Origin of the sequence: Actinoplanes utahensis (genome assembly GCF_016862455.1) — a bacterium.
GTDB classification, from domain to species: domain Bacteria; phylum Actinomycetota; class Actinomycetes; order Mycobacteriales; family Micromonosporaceae; genus Actinoplanes; species Actinoplanes utahensis.
Genome location: NZ_BOMZ01000018.1, coordinates 41573 through 63573, shown reverse-complemented (window position 1 = coordinate 63573; position 22001 = coordinate 41573). Strand labels below are relative to the sequence as shown.

The window sequence follows — 22001 nt, the reverse complement described above, 5'->3', positions numbered from 1 at the left end:
CGGCTGCGGTAGGCGCTCCCTCACGATCGTCCCCCGGCGCCTCCCGTGCAGGCCCGGCACGGTCTCACCCACGATTGGCCGTCCCGGTGGACCGTGCCGGCAGATCGATCCCGCAGAACACCGGGCCGATAACGCCGGCGCGGGAATCGCGCGAACCACGCAGCTCCCGGCAAGAGTGAGTGGCCACCAACGGCCCGAATCGAACCGCAACTGCCCACACCACCACTCCCGCGACAGGCGTAGACAGCTACGGGCCAAATCGCGCCACAACCACCCACACCACCACTCCCGCGACATGCGTGGACAGCTACGGCCCGTAGCGGACCGCAGCAACCACCCACACCACCACTCCCGCGACATGCGTAGACAGCTACGGGCCAAATCGCGCCACAACCACCCACACCACGGCTCCCGCGACATGCGTAGACAGCTACGGGCCAAATCGCGCCACAACCACCCACACCACCACTCTCGCGACATGCGTGGACAGCTACGGCCCCGCCTTCGCTGATCCGCTGATCCGCTGATCCGCTGATCCGTGGCATTCTGGCCGTCGTCGGGGGCCCGTAGCGGACCACAGCGGCTGTGGCGGTAGCACGTCCGGAATGGCGGAGCGGCCGACGATGAGCGCACGCGCCGCCGACCCGAAACCGCTCGACGGCGAGATCCGCCGCAGCAGTGCTAAGCGGACGAACCCGACTCGCCGCGAACGGACCGGGCACGGTCGCCGTGCGCAGACACGGCAGGCTCGCCGTCGACAGACAAGCCAGGCTCGCCGGCACGGTCGCCGTGCGCAGACACGGCAGGCTCGCCGTCGACAGACGAGTCAGGCTCGAGGTGGGCAGGGGTGTCGCGGCGGCGGCGCAGCTCGGCGGGGAGGACCAGCAGGGCCACCAGGACGCCGACCGTGCCGACGGCGGCGAATCCCCACGCCGGGCCCCAGTGGTCGATGGCCAGGCCGGCCAGTGGGGCGCCGCAGGCCACGCCGACGGTCAGGGCCGAGTTGTGCATGCCCATCGCCTCGCCGCGGGCGGTGGCCGGGATCATCCGGCTGATCGCGTCGGAGCTGGCGGTGATCGTCGGGGCGCAGAGGGCGCCGGCCGGGATCAGCAGCAGCGCCAGGAGCCACCAGTGGTCGCCGCCCAGGCCGACCGGGATGGTCAGCAGGGCCATCGGTGTGAAGATCACCAGGATGGGCAGGCCGCGGCGGACGGTGCCGTAAAGGAAACCGCCGATCAGCGAGAACAGCGCCCAGAGCGCCAGCACCAGACCGGCCCACTCCAGGTCGCCGGAGGCCCGCAGGGTGGCCACCACTGCCACGTCGGTGCCGGAGAGGACCAGGGTGGCCGCCATGGTGACGGCGAGGACGGCGAAGAACCGGGGCTTGAGCCAGGTGCTGCGGGGCACCCGCTCGCCGCTGGACACGGGGGCCTCGTGGGCGGCCCGGACCGGCGGGTCGAGCAGCCACAGGCCGATGCCGGCGAGCAGGATGCCGGCGGCCAGGGCGAACATCGCGCCTCGGGAGCTGCCGGTGGTGACGATCAGCACGCCGAGCGCGGGCCCGGCCATGAATGACAGCTCGGTGGTCATCGAGTCGAGCGCGAACGCGGGCAGCCGGTGCGATTCGGGGGTGAGCGCGGCGATCGCCTGCCGAGCCACCGAGAAGGCCGGCAGCGCCAGGAATCCGCCGACTGCGGCGACCGGGAGCAGCGCCCCATAGGGCAGCGCCTGCGCGACGAGCCAATAGATCACCTCGGCGACCGTGGTGAGGACCAGGACCGGCCGCAGCCCCCAGCGGTCGATGAGACGGCCCATCACCGGCGCGCCGATCGAACCGCCGATCGTCGACGCCGCGCCGACCAGGCCGGCCGCGCCGTAACTCATGCCGAGACCCTCGACGACGTGCAGGGTGAGCACCACCGTCGCCGCCGCGATGGGCACGCGGGCGAGGGTCGCGACCACCAGCACGGACGTGATCTTCGGCAGCGCGAGTGTTTCGCGGTAAGGCGTGAGCAGCATGTTGGATCCTGACCTCCGCCGCCCATCCTGCCGTGGGGGTACGACGAAAAGCCAATGGTTAAGACTGCTCACCGGCGCGATGTGACGAAACACAAACGGCCCGCGCCCACCGAGGGGCGAGCCTCTCACCACGGGACAGGAACCGCCCGGTCACGAGACGCGAACGGCCCGCGCTCGGTGAGCACGGGCCGTTCGGGGTGGATCGGGTCAGCGGTCGCGATCGGTGCTGACGTCTTCGGCGTACGTGGCGCCGCCGTCGGACTCGGCGCTGAGCGGCCTGGCGCCACCCTCCGGCGGGCCGGCGATGGTCTGGCCGGCGGCCAGCTCCGGGAACTTCAGGTCGAAGGCGGGCCGCTCGGAGCGGATCCGCGGCATCCGGTCGAAGTTACGCAGCGGGGGCGGGCTGGTGGTGGCCCACTCCAGCGAGTTGCCGTGGCCCCAGGGGTCGTCGGCGGTGACCAGCTTGCCGACCTTGTACGACTTCCACACGTTGTAGATGAACGGCAGGGTCGACAGGCCGAGAACGAACGAGCCGATCGTGGAGAACGTGTTCAGGAAGGTGAACCCGTCGGCCGGCAGGTAGTCGGCGTACCGCCGCGGCATGCCCTTCGTGCCCAGCCAGTGCTGCACCAGGAAGGTGCCGTGGAAGCCGATCATCGTGAGCCAGAAGTGGATCTTCGCGAGCTTCTCGTCGAGCATCCGGCCGAACATCTTCGGGAACCAGAAGTAGATGCCGGAGAACACCGCGAACACGATCGTGCCGAAGAGCACGTAGTGGAAGTGCGCGATCACGAAGTACGAGTCGGAGACGTGGAAGTCGATCGGCGGCGAGGCGAGCAGGACGCCGGACAGACCACCGAAGAGGAACGTCACCATGAAGCCGACCGCGAAGAGCATCGGCGCCTCGAAGCTGATCTGGCCCCGCCACATGGTGCCGATCCAGACGAAGAACTTCATGCCGGTCGGGACCGCGATCAGGAAGCTCAGGAAGCTGAAGAACGGCAGCAGCACCTGACCGGTGGCGAACATGTGGTGCGCCCACACCGACATCGACAGCGCGCCGATCAGCAGGGTCGCGGCGACCAGGCCCTTGTAGCCGAAGACGGGCTTGCGGCTGAAGACCGGGATGACTTCGGTGATGATGCCGAAGAACGGCAGGGCGATGATGTACACCTCGGGGTGGCCGAAGAACCAGAAGAGGTGCTGCCAGAGCATCGGGCCGCCGGTCTCCACGTCGAAGACGTGCGCGCCGAGGACGCGGTCCGCGGCGAGGGCGAACAGCGCGGCCGCCAGGAACGGGAAGACCATCACCGCGAGCAGCGCGGTGACCAGCATGTTCCACGTCATGATCGGCATCCGGAACATGGTCATGCCCGGGGCCCGCAGGGTCAGGATCGTGGTGATCAGGTTGACCGAGCCGAGGATCGTGCCCAGACCGGAGAGGGCCAGGCCGACGACCCACATGTTCCCGCCGACACCCGGCGAGTGCAGGCTGTTGCTCAGCGGCGTGTAGGCGAACCAGCCGAAGTCGGCGGCGCCACCCGGCGTGAAGAACCCGCCGATGGTGATGAGGCCACCGAACAGGTAGAGCCAGTAAGCGAAGGAGTTGAGCCGCGGGAACGCCACGTCCGGGGCGCCGATCTGGATCGGCACCACGTAGTTGCCGAACGCGAACACGATCGGCGTGGCGAAGAACAGCAGCATGATGGTGCCGTGCATGGTGAACAGCTGGTTGAACTGCTCAGGCGACAGCAGCTGCATGCCCGGGCGGGCCAGCTCCGCGCGCATCAGCAGCGCCATCAGGCCACCGAGCAGGAAGAACACGAAGGCCGTGATCATGTACATGATCCCGATCTGCTTCGCGTCCGTCGTCCGCAGGATCCGGGCAAACGCCGAGCCCTTGACCTGCCGCCGGACCGGGTATGGTCGGGTCGCGATCGGCGACGGCGCAACGGTCGTCACGAATTGCCTCCGTTGTCTCGTTCGTCCCTCTCGGGATATCCCGAAGATCGGGCGTACCTGGGTGGCAGAATAGTCCCCCGCGTACTTTCAGCCGTCGCGGGGTGACCAAAGAGCACACCAGATCACCCGTCGGGTCAGGACGAGTCAGACCGGGGACACCAGCGCCCGATAGTGATCGGTGAAGATGCTGACCCCACGGCGCCGCAGCATCGGGTCACGCAGAGCCGGTGGCACGTCGCGGGTGCGGTCCCGCTCCCGGGTCCGCTCGCGCACCTCGGCGCAGCGCGGCCGGCGCCGCTCCTCCCACGCCCGCAGCGCGCCCGGGATGTCCCCGGCGGCGTCCCGCAGCTCCTGCCCGAGGACCCAGCCGTCCTCGAAGGACATCGCGGCGCCCTGGGCCAGGGTCGGTGCGGTGGCGTGCGCGGCGTCGCCGACCAGCACGACCGGCCCGGTGGACCAGGACGGCAGCACGACCTCGTCGGTGCGGGCCACCTGAACCTTCTCGATCTTGTCGAGGATCGCCGGGACCGGGCCGCCGAACGATCCGAACAACTCGCGCAGACGCTCGACCGGATCCGCCGGGTTCGGGGCGTCGGGCGCGGTCTCGTCGGCATGGCAATACAGCCGGCGTCCGCCCATCGGCATCGCCACGAACTGCGAGCGGCGGCCGAGCACCGCCGTCCAGTCGGTGACCGGCGGACCGCCGCTGACCACCGCGCGGTAGACGATCTGCCCGGTCGGCACGGCCGGTCCGCCGAGCCCGACCTTGTCGCGGATCGTGGAGCGCCGGCCGTCGGCGGCGACGACCAGGTCGAACTCAGCGATGCCGCCGGTGGAGAACTCGACCTTGGCGGCGCCGTCGACGATCTGGACGTCACGCACCTCGGTGTCGAAGCGCACCCCGCCGCCGACACCGGTGAGCAGCACCTGCTGCAGATCGGCCCGGGACAGCACCCGGGACTCGCCGACACCGGACCACAGGCCCGCGACGTCCATCTCGAACAGCTTGCCGCCGCGGGTGTCGAGGAACACCTGCCGGAAGATCAGGTCGCCCAGCGGGCGCAGCGGGACGTCGAGGCCGAGCTGCCGCAGCGCCCGGGTGGCGTTGCCGGGGAGATAGATGCCCGCGCTGGGCAGCATGGTGGCGGGCAGAGCCTCCACCACCTCGGGCCGGAAACCGGCGACTCGCAGCCCCCGGGCCGCGGCCAAGCCGGCGATGCCGGCGCCCACCACGAGGATGCGCAAGCTCATGACACCAACGCTTTCTTGTCGATTGATACGCGTCGGAGTGACGACATTACCCCCAGCAACCAATGTGGGGGAACACCCGCGATCATCCGTTAGCGGGAACCGGGGCGTCGTGCTCCGGCGGCGGGATCGCCATCGCCGCCGCGAACGCACGGCCGGCGCGGGCCAGGGCGACGGCACGCCGGCGCCGGTAGAAGCGGTGCCGGGTGCGGGGCGACAAGGTTTCCATGTGGACACTCAACCACCGGGGTATGACACTTTCCGGCGCCGAGTTACACGCCGGTAGTTCGCGGGCAGACAATCGCGTCATGAGCGACCGTCTCGACGAGTACCGGAGAAGGCGGGACGCCCGGCGCACCCCCGAGCCGATCCCCGCGCCCCGCCGATCACCGGAGCGGCGAAGTGAGGCGGAGCGGCGAAGTGAGGCGGAGCGGCAGAGCGAGCCGGGGCGGCAGAGTACGAAGGATCCGCGCTTCGTCGTCCAGCAGCACCACGCACGCAGCCTGCACTGGGACGTCCGCCTGGAACGCGACGGCGTGCTGGTCTCCTTCGCCGTACCGCGCGGGCTGCCCCGGGAGCCGGCCCGCAACGCCCTGGCCCGGCCCACCGAGGACCATCCGCTGGAGTACCTGGACTTCGCCGGGGAGATCCCGGCCGGCGAGTACGGCGGCGGCCTGATGACGATCTTCGACCGGGGCACGTACGAGGCCGACAAGTGGCGCGACGACGAGATCGGTGTCACCTTCCACGGTGAGCGCACCAAGGGGCGTTACGTCTTCTTCCGGATCGACGACCGGGAGTGGCGGGTCCGGCGGATGGATCCGGCCGAGCCGGGCTGGGAGCCGATGCCCGAGGCGGTACGGCCGATGCTGGCGACCCGGGCCGCCGGGCTGCCGCTGGACGACCGGGACTGGGGTTACGAGATGGACTGGGGCGGCCGCCGCGTCCTCGCGTACATCTCGGGGGGAAGAGTGCGTCTCACCGACGGTGCCGGCGCCGATGTGACCTCGTGGTACCCGGAGATCCGCGCGTTGGGCGCGGCGCTGGCGCCGGCCGAGGCCGTGCTGGACGGTGAGATCGTCACTTTCGATGGGCCCCGCCCGGATCCGGGCCTGCTGGCCCGGCGCACCGCGCCGAAGGACCCCGCGGCGGCCCGGCGGGCGGCGGACCGCACCCCGGCTCATCTGATGCTGTACGACCTGCTGTGGCTGGAGGGCCACAGCACGGTCGAACTGGTTCGTTACGCCGAGCGCCGGGAGCTGCTGGAGAGCCTGTCGCTGGCCGGCCCGAACTGGCAGACCCCGCCGTTCTTCTCCGGCGGCGGCGAGTTCGCCCGGGAGACCGCCCGCGCGCAGGGCCTGCCGGGCATCGTCGCCAAGCGCCTGGACTCCCCGTACCTGCCGGGCCGCGCGAGCCGGCTGTGGATGCGGATCCCACCGCCCTGAGATCCCGCGCCGCGGCGGGAGCAGCTAGAAGATCACCACCGAGCGCAGCACGTCGCCGGTGTGCATCTTGGCGAACGCGTTCTCCACCTGGTCGAGCGCGATCTCCTCGGTGACGAACGCGTCCAGGTCGAGCCGGCCCTGCCGGTACAACTCGGTGAGCATCGGAAAGTCCCGGGTCGGCAGGCAGTCGCCGTACCAGCTGGATTTCAGCGCCCCGCCCCGGCCGAACACGTCGAGCAGCGGCAGCTCGACGGTCGTCTCCGGCGTGGGCACACCGACCAGCACCACGGTCCCCGCCAGGTCACGGGCGTAGAAGGCCTGTTTGTACGTCTCCGGGCGACCGACCGCCTCGACCACCACGTCGGCCCCGTGCCCGCCGGTCAGCTCACGCACCTTCTCCACCACGTCGTGCTCGCGGGCGTTGACCGTGTGGGTCGCCCCGAACCCGCGTGCCCACTCCAGTTTCCGGTCGTCGGTGTCGATCGCGATGATCGTGGTGGCGCCGGCCAGGGCAGCCCCGGCCACCGCGCCGTCGCCGACCCCGCCGCAGCCGATCACCGCGACCGAGTCGCCGCGGGTCACCCCGCCGGTGTTGATCGCGGCGCCGATCCCGGCCATCACACCGCAGCCGAGCAGGCCGACCGCGGCGGCCCGGGCCGACGGGTCGACCTTCGTGCACTGGCCGGCGTGCACCAGCGTCTTCTCCACGAACGCGCCGACGCCCAGGGCCGGGGACAGCTCGGTGCCGTCCTCCAGGGTCATCCTCTGGGTGGCGTTGTGGGTGGCGAAGCAGTACCACGGCTTTCCACGCAGGCAGGCCCGGCAGTTGCCGCAGACCGCCCGCCAGTTGAGCACCACGAAGTCGCCGGGCGCCACGTCCGTGACGCCGTCGCCGACCGCCTCGACCACGCCGGCCGCCTCGTGGCCGAGCAGGAACGGGAAGTCGTCGTTGATCCCGCCCTCGCGATAGTGCAGGTCGGTGTGGCAGACCCCGCAGGCCTGCACCTTGACGACCGCCTCGCCCGGCCCCGGGTCGGGCACCACGATGGTGGCCACCTCGACCGGCTTGCCCTTCTCCCGGGCGATCACGCCCCGCACCCGCTGACTCATCCGCGCACACCTCTCCTCGACGAAGACGACCGGTCCAGTGCGGACAACCCTGCCACCTCCACCGGTGAATCCAGGAGGGCTTCGGCGACTTTCGCGAGTTGCCGGGCCTGCGCGCGGGTCAGCCGGTCGAAGATCAGCTGCTGAACGGCCTCGGCGTGGCCGGGCGCCGACTCCACCACCTTGGCCCAGCCCTCGTCGGTGAGCACGGCGATCTGGACCCGCCCGTCGGCGGCGTCGCGCTCCCGCCGCACCCAGCCCTTCTCCTCCAGCCGGGCCACCACGTGGGAGAGCCGGGACAGCGACGCGCAGGCACGTTTCGCCAGCTTGCTCATGGCCAGGCGGCGGTCCGGGCGCTCGGAGAGGGACATCAGCACCAGGTATCCCATGTGGGTGAGACCGGAGTCGCGCTGCAGTTGCGCCTCGAGCGCGGCCGGGACCCGGACGAGCACCTCGACCACCTGCCGCCAGATGTGCTGTTGCTCATCGGTCAACCAGCGCGGCTCGTCCATGCTGGCAGGTTAGTGGCGATCCATGACCGTGGTGAGGACCGGACGGCCGAGATCCCCCGCACGGCATCACGGATAGGTGCTCGATTCGATCGACTTCCGTGAACTTCGCCGGGTAGGCTGTCCCAGGACCTCAACCCCGACACGACGCCGGAACCGGCTGGCTGGGGGGCCTCGGCCGGTTCCGGCGTCGTGTACCTGGGTGACTCGCTCACTGAGCGGGCGGCTCGTCCTTGCCCGCCTCCTCGAGAGCGTCGGCTTCTTCCTTCGTCTTGTGCACGGCGCCGTCGGCGTGCTCCGGCGGGCCGTAAACGGTGTAGAGGACCAGCGGGTTGGGTCCCTCGTTGATGAAGTTGTGCTTGCGGCCGGCCGGCACGACCACCAGGTCGCCCTGCACGACCTTGCGGGTCTGCCCGGAGACGACCGCCTTGCCGATCCCGCTGACGAAGGTGAGGATCTGGTCCACCTCGTGGACCTCCTCACCGATCTCGCCACCCGGCGGGACGGTCATGATGACGAGCTGGGTGTGCTTCCCGGTCCAGAGCACACGGCGGAAGTCGGGGCTCTGCTCAGCGACAGTGGCAATCGTGAAGTGCTCCATGGCTTTGGACCGTACCCAGGTCAGGCCTTTCGCAACCGGCCCGGGACGACAGGCGACGGACGGCCGATGAGATAGCCCTGCACGTAGTCGACGCCCAGCTCGCGCAGCATCCGCAGAGTGGGCTCGTCCTGCACGAACTCGGCGACGGTGTGTATCCCGTACGCCTGGCAGACCTGCACCAGCGCCCGCACCAGCACCTGGTCCTGCGGGTTGTCGACGAGGTCCACCACGTACTCCCCGTCGATCTTGACGAGGTCGATCGGGAAGAGCCGCAGGTAGCGGAAGGACGCGTAGCCGGAGCCGAAGTCGTCCAGCGCCAGGCCGCAGCCGAGGTCACGGACCCGGTCGGCGAATCGCCGCGCCTCGCTCAGGTTGCCGATCAGCGCCGTCTCGGTGATCTCGAAGGTGAGCTGCGCCGGATCCACCCGGTAGCGGTCCAGCAGCTTCTCCACCTCGTTGGTCAGCCGCGGGTCGCCGACCGACCGGCCGGAGAGGTTGACCTGCAGGCAGAGGCCGGGTTGTTCGGCGGCGAGCCGCATGGCCCGCTCCACCACCCAGAGGTCGATGTCGAAGATCGCGTCGAGGCGTTCGGCGGTGTCCAGCACCTGGATCGGCGACTGCGGCCCGTCGGTCTCGTCGAGCACCCGCAGCAACAGCTCGTGCCGGGTCACCCGGTTGGTCTGCAACTCCAGGATCGGCTGCGCGTAGAGGGTGAACCGGTCGGTGCCGAGCGCGTCGGCGACCCGGCTGCGGTAGGAGCCCTGCCGGTCCCGGACCGGCACCGGATGCGCGACCAGGGTCATCGGGCGGTCCGCCTCCCGGGACTGCCGCCAGGCCTGCTCGGCGTCGATCAGCAGGCCGTGGCTGCCGGCCTCGGCGTCGCGCTCGAACCGGACCAGGCCGCCCCACACCCGGACGTGCCCGCTCAGCACGGTGACGAGGGCACGGGCCTGCTCGCGGGCGGCGCGCCAGGTGGTCCGGGCGAGCAGGACGGCGATCTCGTTCGGGCCGACCCGGCCGATCAGGTGCTCCGGGCGGGCGCTCTCCTCGATCAGGTGGGCGGTGTGGTGCAGGAGATCGGCGTTACGCTCCGGGCGTACCCCCTCGGCGGTGTCTCCGGCCTGAACCCGGACCACCAGGAGCGCGCCGCCCGCGCCGCGCAACGCCCGGTCGATCTCGTCGGCGAACCGCGCGCGGGTCAGCAGACCGGTCGCCGGGTCCGGCTCGATCAGGGAGGCCTGCACGGTCTCGCCGCGCCGGGTGAGCCGGGCCGACTCGCGGCGGGCCCGCTCGCGGGCCGAGACGTCGCGGACCGTGCCGCGGATCCCGCACACCGCGCCGTCCGGGCCGTCCATCGGCTCCAGGGTGCAGTCGATGTCGAACCAGCCGCCGTCGGCACGCATCAGCCGGACCGTGGTGTGCACGGTGCGCCGGCTGGTCCAGGCCTCGGTGATGGCGCCCAGCGCCTTGGCGTGGTCGTCGCGGTGCACGTGCCGGGAGAGGATCTGGCGGGTCTTGCCCTTCTCCTCGGCTTCGCGGCCGACCATCGCCGACATCGCGGCGGACCAGACGATCTGATCGCCGGCGGCGGTGTACGTGAACCACGCGGCCCGGTCGTCGGCGGGCTGCCGGGGTTCGGGAAGGCTCTGCGGCGGCGCCGGCGTCCAGCGTTCCCGTTCGTCGGGCACCGTCATCCCCCGCCACCTCCCCCCGTGCGCACGGCCGCTCCCGTCGACGCCACCAAGACCCCTCACCTATTACGACCTGTCACCAGGCCGTGGTAACAGTGGACGTAGGCGTCAAAGTTTTGACGTATCCGCCGGGCAAGGCCGGGAGCAGGGAATTATCGCCCATCCAGAGTAATGAAACAACCGAATGGATGACCTCGTTCCCTTACATTTCCGCCGAAAACCCCGACCCCTTCCATGACAGACTGTCACTACGAGTGTCTGTTACGGAACCTTCCGCAGTCCCCTACCCGCTCCCCGCCGCCCACATGCACCCACCGCGTTCACCGATGCGCGCTGCGTGACTCTCAGGCCGGGCTGATCTGCAGCTCATCGATGCGCTGCCAGACCGGCCGCATCGCCACCTCCGGTTCCCGCGCGAAGACGCTGCCCCGGATCCGCACGAAGACACAGTTGCCGACCCGTTCCAGCACCGCCTGCCGGCGTACGTCGCTCTCCCACTGCTCCGGCCCCTGATAGGCGTCGCCGTCACACTCGATCGCCAGGCGCCTGCCGTCCGGCGCGTTCAGCACGAAATCGATCCGGTAGCCGCCGATCCGGAACTGCGGGATCGGCCGGTACCCCCGGCCCACCAGCGCCTTCAACACCGCACGCTCGAAGTCGGTCTCGCACGGCGCGCCGGTGTCGGCCGCGGCGGCCTCCCCGGGCAGATCGATGGCGTACGCCAGCAGCCGCCCCCGCGCGTCGTCGGCCGGCAGCGCGCCCGGCCGCACCGAGTGGAAGATCCAGAGCTGGTCCCGGGCCCGCGACGCCGCCACGTTGATCCGCCGGTGGTAGTCCCGCTTGGTGAACGCCGCGATCCGCGGATCCCGCTCCGACACCACCATCGAGACCAGCACCACGTCCCGCTCGTCGCCCTGGAACGTGTAGGCGTCGCCGACCCGCAGCCGCCGCGCCTGGATCTCGTCCTCCCCGATCGCCTCGCGGATCTGCTCCAGCAGCCAGGCCGCCTGCCCGCTGCTGCTGAGCAGGCTGATCACGCCGAGGGTCCGGGCGTCGTACCGCGGATCCGCCACGATCTTGGTGATCCGCTCGACGAGCGCCGCGGCCTCCTCCAGGTTCACGTCGCCGTACCCGGCCAGCGGCTGGCGCACCCCGTCCGGGCAGTGCACGGTCTGGATCGGCGGCAGGGCCGGCCGGTCCGCCCGCAACGGCCGGATCCGGCCGTCGTAGTAGTGCCGCGACGAGAACTCGATGATCTGCGGCACACAGCGGAAATGCTCGGTCAGCAGGATCCGCTCCGGGGAACGGCGAACCGCGTGGTCGTACAGCGACGACTCCGGATCGAAGTGCTCGGCCGACGGCACCCCGGTCAGATGCCGCCGGATCAGGCCGTCCACCGAGCCGACGAACCCGAGTTGCGGGCCGATCTGCTGGTCGTCGCCGACCACCACGGCCCGTTCGGCGAGCGAGAGCACCGGCAGCGCGAACAGATCCGCCTGCGACGCCTCGTCGACGATCACCACGTCGAACGTCGCGCCCCCGGCGAACTGCTCGATCGCCCGGTCCACCGACATGACCCACACCGGCACGGCGGTGACCGCCGACTCCATCGCCCGCTGGGCGTGCGCCTGCCAGGCCGCGGCGCCCCGCCCGGTGCCCTTGCCGATCTTGCGGAGCGCAGTGGTCCAGTCGGCCAGCGCGGCCCGGCGCCGGTCGTCGAGCGCCCGGGACACCTCCAGCCACGCCGACGCCACCACCAGCTCACCGGTCAGCCGGCGGATCCGGTCCCGGGCCCGCTCGACCCGCCGGGCCAGCACCGCCGGGTCGACGTCACCGACCACACCGTCGAACCAGGTCTGCGCCCGTCGCCACTCCCACGCCTCCAGACACGCCTGGCCGGAGACCACCGGATGCTCGCCGTTCGCGATGAGCGCCGCCCATTCCGGCGCGGCCACCGCCAGCCGGTGGTAGGCGGCGTCGAACCGCAGCACGTCCGGCTGCAACAGCACCAGCCGGCGCACCTCGGCGATCCGCTCGTCCCAGTCGTCCAGGGTCCGCCACGCCTCGGCCAGCTCCGGCCAGGCCGCTACCCGCTCGGTGACCGCCCGTTCCACCGCCTCGGCCTTGTCCAGGGCGAACATCTCGGTCGCGGCGTCCAGCGCCTCGGCCGCGGCGGCCAGCGCGGCGGCGTCGACGGCCAGTTCGTGCTGCGGCATCAGCGCCGTGATCCGGCGGGCCAGCGGCGGCCACCGGTTCAGATCGAAGTCCAGCGACTGGGTCGCCTCGGCGAGCAGCGCACCGGCCCAGATCTCCGGATCACCCCGGCCGCCCGGCGGCTCCGGGATCGCCAGCCGCTCGACCCACTCGAACCACGACTCGCCGAGCCGGCTCCGCGCCTGCGACCGCTTGACGGCCTTCACCGCGAGATCGACATCAGCGGTGGTACGCAACGGCTCGCCGTCCACCCGCACCTCGTCGGCCAGCCGGTACAGCCCGGACTGCAGCAACCGGCTCAGGCTCTTACCCGCCTCGAACCGCTGCCGGACCTCCGCCAGCCGGGTGAGCAGCAGTTTCGGCTCGGCCAGAATGTGCTCCGGAACCGTGATCCGGTGCCCGGACACCTCCCGGGTCAGCGTCGCCAGCTCGGCGAACAACGTCTCGGTCGCGACCACCTGGTCGTTCCAGAGCGTGCGCCAGTGCGGATCGTCGAGCAGCCGGCCCAACCGGTCGGTCCAGGTGCCCTCCCGCCGGCGGACCCAGGCCACCGCGTCGCGGAGCTCGGTCAACAGCTCGGACATGCCGGGGCGGCGCTCCGCCCGTACCGCCGCGAGATCGACGCCCTGGTCGGTGAGCCGCGACAGGCGCGCCTCCGCCTCCGCCGCCGTCTCCCGGGAAGCCGCGGCAGCGGCGGCATCCGGAAGGTCGGAGATCTCCGGCAACGGCCGCATCGCCGCCGCGCGGTCCTCCGACGTCAGCCGGACCGCGAGTTTCAGCAGGGTGGTGAACTCCTCGATGGTCAACGGCGGCGGACCGGCGACCGGATCCGGGATGCCGCCGTGCGCCGCGGCACGCTCGCGCAACCACGCGCCCACCTCGGCGGGCAGAAGAGCGACACCACCGATCTGGTACGTCTGAGCCTCGCTCTCGGCGATCAGCCGCAGTCCCGCCATCGCGGCGGCGAGCTCCCGCTCCGCCTCCTCCAGGTTCCGGGTCAGCCGATCCACCCGGCGCTCCTCGGCCACCCGGTCCAGCGTCGCCGCCCGGTCCGACAGCTCCCGCGCCGCCAGCTGCAACTGCACCAGCTGATCGGTGGTGCGGCCCAGCACCGCCAGGCAGAGCGGCTGAACCTCCTCCGGCAGGCCGTCGCGCAGCACCCGCAGCGGCTCCTCCTTCTGCGCCACCACCAGAACCCGCTTCCCGTTCGCCATCAGATGACAGATCAGGTTGCGGATCGTGTGCGTCTTGCCCGTGCCGGGCGGCCCCTGCACGGCGACGTTGCGGTGATGGGCCAGGCGGCGGGCGATCGACTCCTGCGCCTCGTTCGTCGGCAGCGGCATGAGCAGCCGCTCCCCCACCCGTTCCCAGGTCTCCGGGCGGTCGTCGGGCATCCGCAGGCGGCTCGGCTCGTGCGCCACCACGGCGGCGAGCGCGCCGACACCACCGGGCGAGCCCTCGGTCAGGCGGTCCCGCATGTTCTCCAGGAAGCCCCGGAGATGGCGCTGCTTCGGGCGGGCGAAGAGCACCCCCACATCTCTTATGTACGCCTCCGCGCCCCTGGCCTCCGCGTCCGGTTTCGCGGCGGCGCCGGTGATCACCGTCCGGTCGAAGCCGAGCCTCGTCAGGGCGCGTTCGAACAGCTCTCGGCGGTCGGCGTCGTTCCACAGGTCGATCTCGAGCGTGCCGCCCGGGCCGGTCAGGCTCGTCAGCTGGGCCAGGTACCGCTCGTCCAGGCCGGTCAGGGCCTCGATCTGCAGACGGGACGGGCCGGCCGGGGAGACCGAGATCAGGGCGCGGTCCGCGTCGTACTCGATCAGGACCGGGGTGGCGACCAGCGGGTACCGCACCCGGTTGCCGTCGACCACGGTCTCCAGCAGGCCGTGGCCCCAGACCAGCTCGGTGGTGGCGGCGGCCATGTCCAGCTGGTGCATCCGGTCGAAGAGGCGGCGGTGCAGCTCACGAGTCTGCTCGGTGGCGGCGGTGAGCTCGGACCACGGCCGCCACACCTCCTCCCGCCAGGCGTCGAACTCCGCGTCACCGGCTTCTTCTCCAGGCGCGCTCGCCGCGCCTTTCCCAGCCGCTGCCTCACCCTTCCCAGCCGCCGCCTCGCCTTTTTCGGCCGCTGCCTCGCCCTTCCCAGCCGCCGCCTCGCCTTTTTCGGCCGCGGTCACCTGGCTTTTTTCGGCCGCGGGCTCCTCGGATGCGGTCACCTCGCCACGCAGGCGGCGGCGCAGGCCGGCGGGGACCGCCACCGGGCCGGGCATCTCGGGGCGGCCGACCCGCAGCCAGGAGGCGCCGTCGGCGGCCGGACCGGCCTGGCAGTCGGCGTGCCGGGGCAGCGCATGCAGCCACTGGGCGTCGGACGGCACGGTCCGCGCCGGGCGGTCCATCTGGGCTCGCACCGCCAGCAGATAGTCGGCGACCGCCACGGCCCGATCCCGGATCGTCGTGGGCGATTCCCGCTGCTCGGCCATCCGCAGAAGTCTAGGCCCTGGTGAGCGGATCATTCTCGGGGCGCGGCCATGGGTCCCAGGGGCGGCGGATCGACTTAAGGAGCCGCTAAGGTGACGCCCGCTTATCTTGAAATCGAGCGTCATTGGGGAAGCACGTGAACCAGGACTGGGCGGAACGCGACGGGAACGGGCATTACTGGCCCGGGCAACCGCCGCTCATTCCGGCGTCGTTCTACCCGACACCGGCTGACCCGCTGGTCAGCCCGAACTACGAGGGCTGGTGGCGGCGCAGCGTCACCCTGGCCGCGCGGATCTGGAAGCCGTCACTGGTCCTGCACGCGATCCTGGTCCTGCCGACCCTCGCCCTGACCGTCCCGGCCGACGCGTACTTCACCGCGGAGAACGAGCGGCTCCAGGCCACCGCGGTTCGCGGCGCCACCACCGCCGGGTTCGCCCCGCTCGTCGAACTGTTCCAGGCGTACCTCGTCCTGCTGGCGGCCCTCCTGGCCAGCGCCCTGGTGTCGGCGATCGCCACGGCGATCGCCGTGCGGCTGGTCGTCCTCGCCGCCACCGGTCAGCCGGTCAGCCTGCGGGCCGCCGCCGGCTACGGGCTCCGCCGCACCCATGCGGTACTCGGCTGGGGCCTCCTCGGCGGGCTGCTGACCGGGGCGTCCGTGCTGCTGTGCGTCCTGCCGGTCTTCTACGTCGCCGCGGTGCTGACCGTCCTGACCGTCGTCGTCACCCTCGAACCGGGGTCCGGGATCGGCCGCTGCTTCGCCATCTTCCACGCCGACTTCGGCACGTCCGTCGCCCGCGTCGCCACCATCTTCGGCATCACCGTGGCCGCCGCGGTCGGCCTCGGCCTGGCCGGCGCGGTCCTGACGACCGCCCTCGGCACGACCGGCGGCCTCGCCGTCGCCACCCTGATGGACGGCGCCTTCACCTTGGCCGCCGGCATCATCCTGCCCCCGATGCTGGTCACCGCATACGCGGACATGCGCGCCCGCCTGGAACCGTTCTCCACCGCGTACCTGGCCCCACCACCCCACTGACACCGCCTGTCACCTCCGGTCCGCCGCACTTCTCAAAACCGCTTCCCGGTACGGGCCACGCAGGTCCCGTGCCTCCCCGCGGCTGCGGCGGGCGTCCCCTCCCGATCGTCCCCCGGTGCCACTCCTGCAGGCCCGTCCCGGTCAACCCCGGCTGGGTGTGTGTGGTTCGGCCGCCATGCCCCGCCCGAACTCCACACGCCGAACCGGGGTCGGGCCCCTCGGACGGGTCCACGGAGACGGGCCGGCCCGAGGGGCCGGCCCGTCTCGTCTCCCCGTCAGGGGAACTGCATGCGTCGTGGGCGGGGGATCACGGGAGGCGGCAACGGCAGATCGTCGAGATGGCTCCAGCTCAGGGTGCCGTTGTCAGTGGACTTGATCTCGCCGAGGCAGGCGCGGAGCAGGCCCAGGTTGGGGGCGCCCGCATAGCCCGCGATGACCACCTCGGGTTTCGGAACGATCCGGGCGATCGCGCCGCAGATCTTCGCGACCTCGCGCTCGTCGACCGCGTCGAGCGGAAGCGGAGACTCGACCGGGGAACGGCGCCACGGCGGGCCGAACCGGCGGAGCAACTCCCGGGCGAGCCGGCCGAACGAACGGCCGACCTCGGCGTCCCGCATGGACATCCGGGCCGACTGCCCGTAGCACCAGGGCACGATCACATGGCCGTTGATCAGCACCAGCTGATAGACCGAGCGCGGCACACTGATGATCTCGGCTCCCGGCAGTGTGCCGAGGAAGAGCACGAGCTCCTCGTACGGCAACGACCATCGGGGATTCCCCAGCACACGTTCCATGGTCTGGGTCATGGCCGGGTGAGCGTGGACCTCGCGATCGATCGCCGTGCTCAATGCTTCCGGCACGCGGGTCCACAGTTCGTCGGCGACCTTGTCGCCGAACTGCTCGATCAGCCAATCGCTCGGACCGACGAGAACGTCTGGACGCATTCCTCACCACCACCGTCCGTGATGCCGACGTCACTGCTGGCTAGAAGAGTTGCACTTCCAATGATCGACTGGAAGGGGCAACAACGAGATCACAAATACAACCATGAATGAATGGGAACTTGTGGATCAATCCATGGCCACAACGATGGGGCGGCGGGCTCTCGGACCGCGAAACATGCAACTTGCGCATCGCGGCCCTCGCGCAACTTGCACGGCCGTTTCGCTATTCGCCGGTACCGGATATTCAACCGGAGAGTTATTTCCAAGTGGTGACACCGAGGCAAACAGCGCAGCACGCAGCGTGATCAACTCCAGTCTCACCTGCGATGCGAGACGCCGAATGATCACCGCCCCACCACCCGGGCCCCACTCCGCAGAGGGCGCAAACAATTGCAGTACGCGCGTCCCGTTTCCAGAACGGCCGCCGAAGCGTCCACAGCTGATCAATGGCCCCGACGGGACAGGTCGGGAGTGTCGGATACCCGTCAGTTCCCGAATGCTGTGCGCGCCCACCCGCGCAAGCGCTCTCCAGCCCACCGCTGGTCACGCCGAGACCCGGAAACCAGACCGCACACCCGCCCGCCGGGCCGACTGTCCAGGGTCCGACAACACGGACAGTCACTGTCCGAGAGGCGAAGATCAATGGGACACCCGATTCGTCCCGTTCACGGCAATCGTCTTCGCTCCCCGTACCAGCAATAATCCAAACCTACGCGACGATAGTTTCCGGGAAATCGCCGAATACCGCTCCAGATCGATTCCGGCCCCACGACCGAAACGTATTCTTCCCGCCGCAATCAATCACCGGAGCCGGCCAGTGACGCCGGCTGGAATCGCGACCACACCCGCCGATGCTCGGCATAGGGAGTGACGCCTTCGGGAAACCAGAGCAGCCCCGTCTCGCGGGCCGCGACACCGACCAGGAAGTCGAAACCGCGCACCAGCGCGACCGGCACCGGTGAGATCCCGGCCAGCTCGGTGAAGAATCCCCGTGCCTCGGCGAGCCGGCGCCCACGGCCGGCGCCGGTCACCCCGAGGTCGAGCACCAGCGGGAAGACGTCCAGGAACGACGGCTCCTCCGGATCGGCCAGGTCGTTGCGGCGCAGCTCGCCGCCCATCGCGCCGCCCTCGGGCGACGGACGGCTCAGATAGGTCTCCCCGCGCTCACCCCGGATCACCGTCATGCCGACCGGGCCGGCGATCTCGGCGGCGAACGCCGGCGGGCTGCTCCGGGACAGGAAGTAGACGTGCTCTAGATCGGACACGACGTCAGCGCCTCCTAAGGCAACTCCAGCATTGTCCCATCGGCCAGGATCACCCGGACATGCTCGGGCATGTCCGAACCGTGCTGCCGGGCCTGGCCCGCGGCCCGGGCGAACCCCTGCCGGGCCACCTCCTCGGTCAGGCCGGACGGCCGCCCGTCGATCACCACGTCACCGCCGCCGTGCTTGCCGACCTGCCCACCCGCGGTCAGGATGTTCGCCCGGACACTGCCGCTGGAGGCGCTCTCCAGGGTCTTGAACTCGGTGACCACCCCGGGATCGTCCGGCCCGGCACGGACCATGGCGTCCGGGTTGGACAGCCCGGTCACGTCGTCGACCCGGCGGCGCGGGTGCACCATCCTCCCCTCGGCGGCGAGCACGTCGGCGATCGCCCGCTCCTTGTCCACGAACAGGCCCTCGGCGTCCTCGACCCCGGACCGGAAGTCACCGCCCAGCGGCCGCCGCTCCGAACCCGCGTCGAAGTCCCGAGCCGGTGCGGCCGCGCTCCTCCCCTCCCGGTCCCCAGCCGGGTCGCTCCCTCTGCCGGTATCCCCACCCGGGTCGCTCCTTCCGCCGTTCTCCCCGCCCGGCCGGCTCGCGGCTCTCCGGGCGCCGTCCACCAGTCCGTTCAGCTCGTCGCTGCGGGAGAGCAGCCGGCGGACGCTGTCGACCAGCGCTTTCAACCAGTCGCTGATCCGCGCTGCCCACGCCGTACAGAGGGTGGTGACCTGCCCGATCACCACTGGCAGCGCCAGCCCGCGGGTGGCGGCGACCTCCGCCGCGTAGACGACCAGCCGGGCCACCACCGTGGCGATCGCGTCCCGGACCATCAACCGGACCGCGCCGACCAGGCCGCCGGCGCCCTCGGCGATCGCCGCCACGACCCCGGCCGCGGCACCGAGCATCCGGAGCTCGGCCTCCCGATCGGCGGCCCACACCCGGTACGCCCCCGCGGCCGCCCCGCTCCAGCCGGCGACCTCCGACCGCACCGCGACGGCCAGCCCGTCCGCCTCAGCCGTCAGCGCCGCGGCCACATCGTTCCAGGTCCGCACATGTGCGGTGATCCGGGCAGCGTCCCCGGCCAGCCAGTCCAGCGCCGCGGCGAACGGCTCCACCTGCTCCAGCAGCCAGGCGATCCCGAACTGCAGCAGACTGCCGAACGGATCCACCGCCAGCACCAGGCCGTCGAGCGCGCCGCCCGCCCCGGCGAGCGTCGCGTCGACCCACTCCCGGCTGCGGACCGCGGTGTGGATCTCCCGCACGTCCTCCAGCACGGCGACCCCGGCCCCCGGGCTCGGCCCGGACCGGACCGGCTCGGCGACCAGCGGGTTGTCCGGGGCCGTCATCGCCGGCCCGGAATGGCCTGGAAGGCGTCGGCGCGGCGCTGGTCGGACGCGGCGTACCCCTCGGCGGTGGCCCGCAGCCGGGCGCCGGTGTCGTCCAGGCTCGCCGCCGCGGCCTCGATCGCGGCGATCAGCGTGTCCTGCAGCGCGCCGAGGACGGTGGGGACCATCGCGCACAACCGGCCGTACGAGTCCGGCCCGGCACGCACCGCCCGCCCGGCCCGGCCGGCCTGGGCGACCCGGTCAGCGGCGGTCTCGACGGTGCCCGCATGCGTCACCAGGTCGGGATGACGGACCCCGACCGGCTCAGCCACGACCACGGCCGTCCGGGAGGAGGCGGGCCGCGTACGTCTCGATGATCGCTCGTCCGGTCGCGGAATCCGCGCCCACCGTCGCCGCCGTCGCGGCGGTGACCGACGCGATCATCGCGGTCCGGGCCGCCCGCAGGGTCGCCACGATCTCCCGGGCGGTGACGGCCGCGGGACGCTGCCGGACGCCCTCGGCCAGGTCGAGGGCGATCAGGTCGCCGCCGGCCGAGACCGTGACGGCGACCAGGCCGTCGGGACTTCGCACGGTCTCACTCAGCCGGGCCAGGCGGATGGAGAGGGCGCGGGCGAGGCCGGCCCGCTCCTCGATGACGCTGCGCCACTCGTCGATCAGTCGCTGTGCCTCACGTAGTTCTCGCCCGTCGAACATCGACATTCCTCCATCGGTGATGGGTTCGCGGCCGAAGGTAGCCAGTGATGCGCGAAGGCGGCGGGCGGCCTGTGGACAACTCGGCGCTGTGGATGACGGCCATCCCTTGCCCCGGTGGTGTCAGGGGTGCGGGATAACGTGCCGGGGTGGGTTCCAACGCGCACGTCAGCCCGGCCGAGGAGGCCGCGACCGTCATCGCCGCCGTCCTGGCCGACCTCGCCGGCGGCGACCATCGCGGGGTGGTGGTCGACTCCCCACCCGGCGCCGGCAAGTCGACCCTGGTGGTGCGCGCGGCCGGCGAGCTGGCCGCGTCCGGCGATCCTCTGATGATCGTCGCGCAGACGAACGAGCAGGTGGACGACCTGATCGATCGTCTGGCCGCCCGCTCGCCGGAGATCACCGTGGGCCGGCTGTCAGCCGTCGACTACGAGCCTTCAGCACGGGTCCGGGCGCATCCCGCCTGCCGGGTGGCGGCGAAGGTGGGTGACCTCGGGTCACCCGCGGTCACCATCGGCACGGCCGCGAAGTGGGCCACCGTCACCGAGGGCACCTGGCCGTGGGCGATCGTCGACGAGGCGTACCAGATGCGCTCCGACGCGTTGCTGCGTGTGGCGCCACGCTTCGAGCGGGCGCTGTTCGTCGGCGACCCCGGCCAGCTCGACCCGTTCTCGACCGTGGAGGTGGACCGGTGGATCGGGCTCTCCTGGGATCCGATGCAGAGCGCGGTGGCCGTGCTGCTGCGGCACAACCCGGATCTGCCGGTGCATCGGCTGCCGGTCTCCTGGCGGCTGCCCGCGTCGGCGGCGCCGGTCGTGGCCGAGGCGTTCTACCCGTTCACCGGGTTCCGGTCGGGCACCGGGCCGGGCGACCGCACCCTCGCCTTCGAGCAGCCCGCCCGCGACGCGCTCGACGCCGTGCTGGACACCGCGGCGGCGACCGGCTGGGGGCTGCACGAGCTGGCCGAGCGGTTCACCGTGCGGACCGACGCGGAGGCCGCCGCCGCCTGCGCCACCCTTGCCGCACGTGCCCTGACCAGGGAGGCGGTCGCCACCTCCGAGTCCGGGACGGGCCCGCTCACCCCGGAGCGGATCGCCATCGGCGCCGCGCACCGCGACCAGGTCGCGGTGATCCGGTCGCTGCTGCCGCCGGAGGCCGCCGAGGTCACCGTCGACACCGCCAACCGGCTGCAGGGCCGGGAGTACGACCTGACCGTGGTGCTGCATCCGCTCTCCGGACGGCGTGACGCCACCGCCTTCCACCTGGAGTCCGGGCGGCTCTGCGTGCTCACCTCACGACACCGGCACGCCTGCGTGATGGTGGCCCGGGCGGGCATCGCCGAACTGCTCGACGCGCATCCGTCCACCGAGCCGATGCACCTCAACGTGCCGGTGCGGTTCCCGGACGGATGGGAGGCGAACCAATCGATGCTCGCTCATCTGTACCGACGGTGAC

17 protein-coding genes are annotated in these 22001 nt (G+C 71.4%); 3 read left to right on the top strand and 14 right to left on the bottom strand.

Annotated elements, in window-relative coordinates; translation table 11 throughout:
- Positions 1 to 681: 681 nt before the first annotated feature.
- The 4 genes from Aut01nite_RS05875 to Aut01nite_RS05860 form a co-directional block, all read right to left on the bottom strand.
- Entirely contained in the window at positions 682 to 2019 is a 1338-nt protein-coding gene (locus Aut01nite_RS05875; protein ID WP_204037454.1) for an MFS transporter, read from the bottom strand.
- A 207-nt stretch (positions 2020 to 2226) separates the two neighbouring features.
- Positions 2227 to 3981, bottom strand: coding sequence for an aa3-type cytochrome oxidase subunit I (gene ctaD / locus Aut01nite_RS05870; RefSeq protein WP_043521940.1), 1755 nt, complete (start codon positions 3979 to 3981; stop codon positions 2227 to 2229).
- A gap of 144 nt (positions 3982 to 4125) precedes the next feature.
- Entirely contained in the window at positions 4126 to 5232 is a 1107-nt protein-coding gene (locus Aut01nite_RS05865) for an FAD-dependent monooxygenase (protein ID WP_043521941.1), read from the bottom strand.
- 82 nt (positions 5233 to 5314) lie between these two features.
- Positions 5315 to 5458, bottom strand: coding sequence for a hypothetical protein (locus Aut01nite_RS05860; RefSeq protein WP_161790572.1), 144 nt, complete (start codon positions 5456 to 5458; stop codon positions 5315 to 5317).
- A gap of 79 nt (positions 5459 to 5537) precedes the next feature.
- Here Aut01nite_RS05860 and Aut01nite_RS05855 point away from each other — a divergent pair, with 79 nt between their 5' ends.
- A complete protein-coding gene (locus tag Aut01nite_RS05855) occupies positions 5538 to 6674 on the top strand; it encodes a DNA polymerase ligase N-terminal domain-containing protein (protein ID WP_043521942.1) in 1137 nt (378 codons plus the stop codon).
- A gap of 24 nt (positions 6675 to 6698) precedes the next feature.
- On the opposite strand, the gene Aut01nite_RS05850 is transcribed toward Aut01nite_RS05855, so the two are convergent.
- From Aut01nite_RS05850 to Aut01nite_RS05830, 5 genes are all read right to left on the bottom strand, one after another.
- Entirely contained in the window at positions 6699 to 7784 is a 1086-nt protein-coding gene (locus Aut01nite_RS05850) for an S-(hydroxymethyl)mycothiol dehydrogenase (protein WP_043521943.1), read from the bottom strand.
- Positions 7781 to 8293 (bottom strand): MarR family winged helix-turn-helix transcriptional regulator, encoded by a 513-nt coding sequence (locus Aut01nite_RS05845; protein WP_043521944.1) that lies wholly within the window; start codon positions 8291 to 8293, stop codon positions 7781 to 7783. The genes Aut01nite_RS05850 and Aut01nite_RS05845 overlap by 4 nt, the downstream gene beginning before the upstream one ends.
- A 208-nt stretch (positions 8294 to 8501) precedes the next feature.
- The gene (locus tag Aut01nite_RS05840; protein ID WP_043521945.1) at positions 8502 to 8891 is read right to left on the bottom strand and encodes a cupin domain-containing protein; all 390 of its coding nucleotides are present in this window, start codon (positions 8889 to 8891) and stop codon (positions 8502 to 8504) included.
- 20 nt (positions 8892 to 8911) lie between these two features.
- A complete protein-coding gene (locus tag Aut01nite_RS05835) occupies positions 8912 to 10585 on the bottom strand; it encodes an EAL domain-containing protein (protein ID WP_043521947.1) in 1674 nt (557 codons plus the stop codon).
- 341 nt (positions 10586 to 10926) lie between these two features.
- Positions 10927 to 15273 carry a PDDEXK-like endonuclease domain-containing protein gene (locus Aut01nite_RS05830; RefSeq protein ID WP_043521948.1) on the bottom strand — a complete coding sequence of 1449 codons (4347 nt, stop codon included), beginning with the start codon at positions 15271 to 15273 and terminating at the stop codon, positions 10927 to 10929.
- A gap of 122 nt (positions 15274 to 15395) precedes the next feature.
- Between Aut01nite_RS05830 and Aut01nite_RS05825 the strand changes: the two genes are divergently transcribed.
- A complete protein-coding gene (locus Aut01nite_RS05825) occupies positions 15396 to 16304 on the top strand; it encodes a hypothetical protein (protein WP_152628458.1) in 909 nt (302 codons plus the stop codon).
- Between the two features lie 275 nt (positions 16305 to 16579).
- Here Aut01nite_RS05825 and Aut01nite_RS05820 read toward each other — a convergent pair whose 3' ends face one another.
- The 5 genes from Aut01nite_RS05820 to Aut01nite_RS05800 all read right to left on the bottom strand — a co-directional run bounded on the left by Aut01nite_RS05820 (position 16580) and on the right by Aut01nite_RS05800 (position 20549).
- A complete protein-coding gene (locus Aut01nite_RS05820; protein WP_043521951.1) occupies positions 16580 to 17248 on the bottom strand; it encodes a hypothetical protein in 669 nt (222 codons plus the stop codon).
- A gap of 797 nt (positions 17249 to 18045) precedes the next feature.
- On the bottom strand, positions 18046 to 18513 hold the full coding sequence (locus Aut01nite_RS05815; protein ID WP_043521953.1) for a hypothetical protein: 468 nt from the start codon (positions 18511 to 18513) through the stop codon (positions 18046 to 18048).
- Between the two features lie 14 nt (positions 18514 to 18527).
- Entirely contained in the window at positions 18528 to 19856 is a 1329-nt protein-coding gene (locus Aut01nite_RS05810) for a hypothetical protein (RefSeq protein ID WP_052163127.1), read from the bottom strand.
- Positions 19853 to 20167, bottom strand: a complete 315-nt coding sequence (locus Aut01nite_RS05805; RefSeq protein ID WP_043522202.1) for a type VII secretion target — start codon at positions 20165 to 20167, stop codon at positions 19853 to 19855. Before Aut01nite_RS05805 ends, Aut01nite_RS05810 begins: the two co-directional genes overlap by 4 nt.
- Positions 20160 to 20549: a hypothetical protein gene (locus tag Aut01nite_RS05800; protein ID WP_043522203.1), complete on the bottom strand. Its 390-nt coding sequence runs from the start codon at positions 20547 to 20549 to the stop codon at positions 20160 to 20162. Before Aut01nite_RS05800 ends, Aut01nite_RS05805 begins: the two co-directional genes overlap by 8 nt.
- A 146-nt stretch (positions 20550 to 20695) precedes the next feature.
- On the opposite strand from Aut01nite_RS05800, the gene Aut01nite_RS05795 reads away from it, so the two are divergent.
- The gene (locus Aut01nite_RS05795; RefSeq protein WP_043521954.1) at positions 20696 to 22000 is read left to right on the top strand and encodes an AAA family ATPase; all 1305 of its coding nucleotides are present in this window, start codon (positions 20696 to 20698) and stop codon (positions 21998 to 22000) included.
- Position 22001 lies beyond the last annotated feature (1 nt).

Excerpts from the sequence above, each read along its gene's own strand:
- Aut01nite_RS05875 (WP_204037454.1), bottom strand. The coding sequence starts at position 2,019 with ATGCTGCTCACGCCTTACCGCGAAACACTCGCGCTGCCGAAGATCACG.
- Aut01nite_RS05865 (WP_043521941.1), bottom strand. The coding sequence starts at position 5,232 with ATGAGCTTGCGCATCCTCGTGGTGGGCGCCGGCATCGCCGGCTTGGCC.
- Aut01nite_RS05860 (WP_161790572.1), bottom strand. The coding sequence starts at position 5,458 with ATGGAAACCTTGTCGCCCCGCACCCGGCACCGCTTCTACCGGCGCCGG.
- Aut01nite_RS05855 (WP_043521942.1), top strand. The coding sequence starts at position 5,538 with ATGAGCGACCGTCTCGACGAGTACCGGAGAAGGCGGGACGCCCGGCGC.
- Aut01nite_RS05850 (WP_043521943.1), bottom strand. The coding sequence starts at position 7,784 with ATGAGTCAGCGGGTGCGGGGCGTGATCGCCCGGGAGAAGGGCAAGCCG.
- Aut01nite_RS05845 (WP_043521944.1), bottom strand. The coding sequence starts at position 8,293 with ATGGACGAGCCGCGCTGGTTGACCGATGAGCAACAGCACATCTGGCGG.
- Aut01nite_RS05840 (WP_043521945.1), bottom strand. The coding sequence starts at position 8,891 with ATGGAGCACTTCACGATTGCCACTGTCGCTGAGCAGAGCCCCGACTTC.
- Aut01nite_RS05835 (WP_043521947.1), bottom strand. The coding sequence starts at position 10,585 with ATGACGGTGCCCGACGAACGGGAACGCTGGACGCCGGCGCCGCCGCAG.
- Aut01nite_RS05830 (WP_043521948.1), bottom strand. The coding sequence starts at position 15,273 with ATGGCCGAGCAGCGGGAATCGCCCACGACGATCCGGGATCGGGCCGTG.
- Aut01nite_RS05820 (WP_043521951.1), bottom strand. The coding sequence starts at position 17,248 with ATGCGTCCAGACGTTCTCGTCGGTCCGAGCGATTGGCTGATCGAGCAG.
- Aut01nite_RS05810 (WP_052163127.1), bottom strand. The coding sequence starts at position 19,856 with ATGACGGCCCCGGACAACCCGCTGGTCGCCGAGCCGGTCCGGTCCGGG.
- Aut01nite_RS05800 (WP_043522203.1), bottom strand. The coding sequence starts at position 20,549 with ATGTTCGACGGGCGAGAACTACGTGAGGCACAGCGACTGATCGACGAG.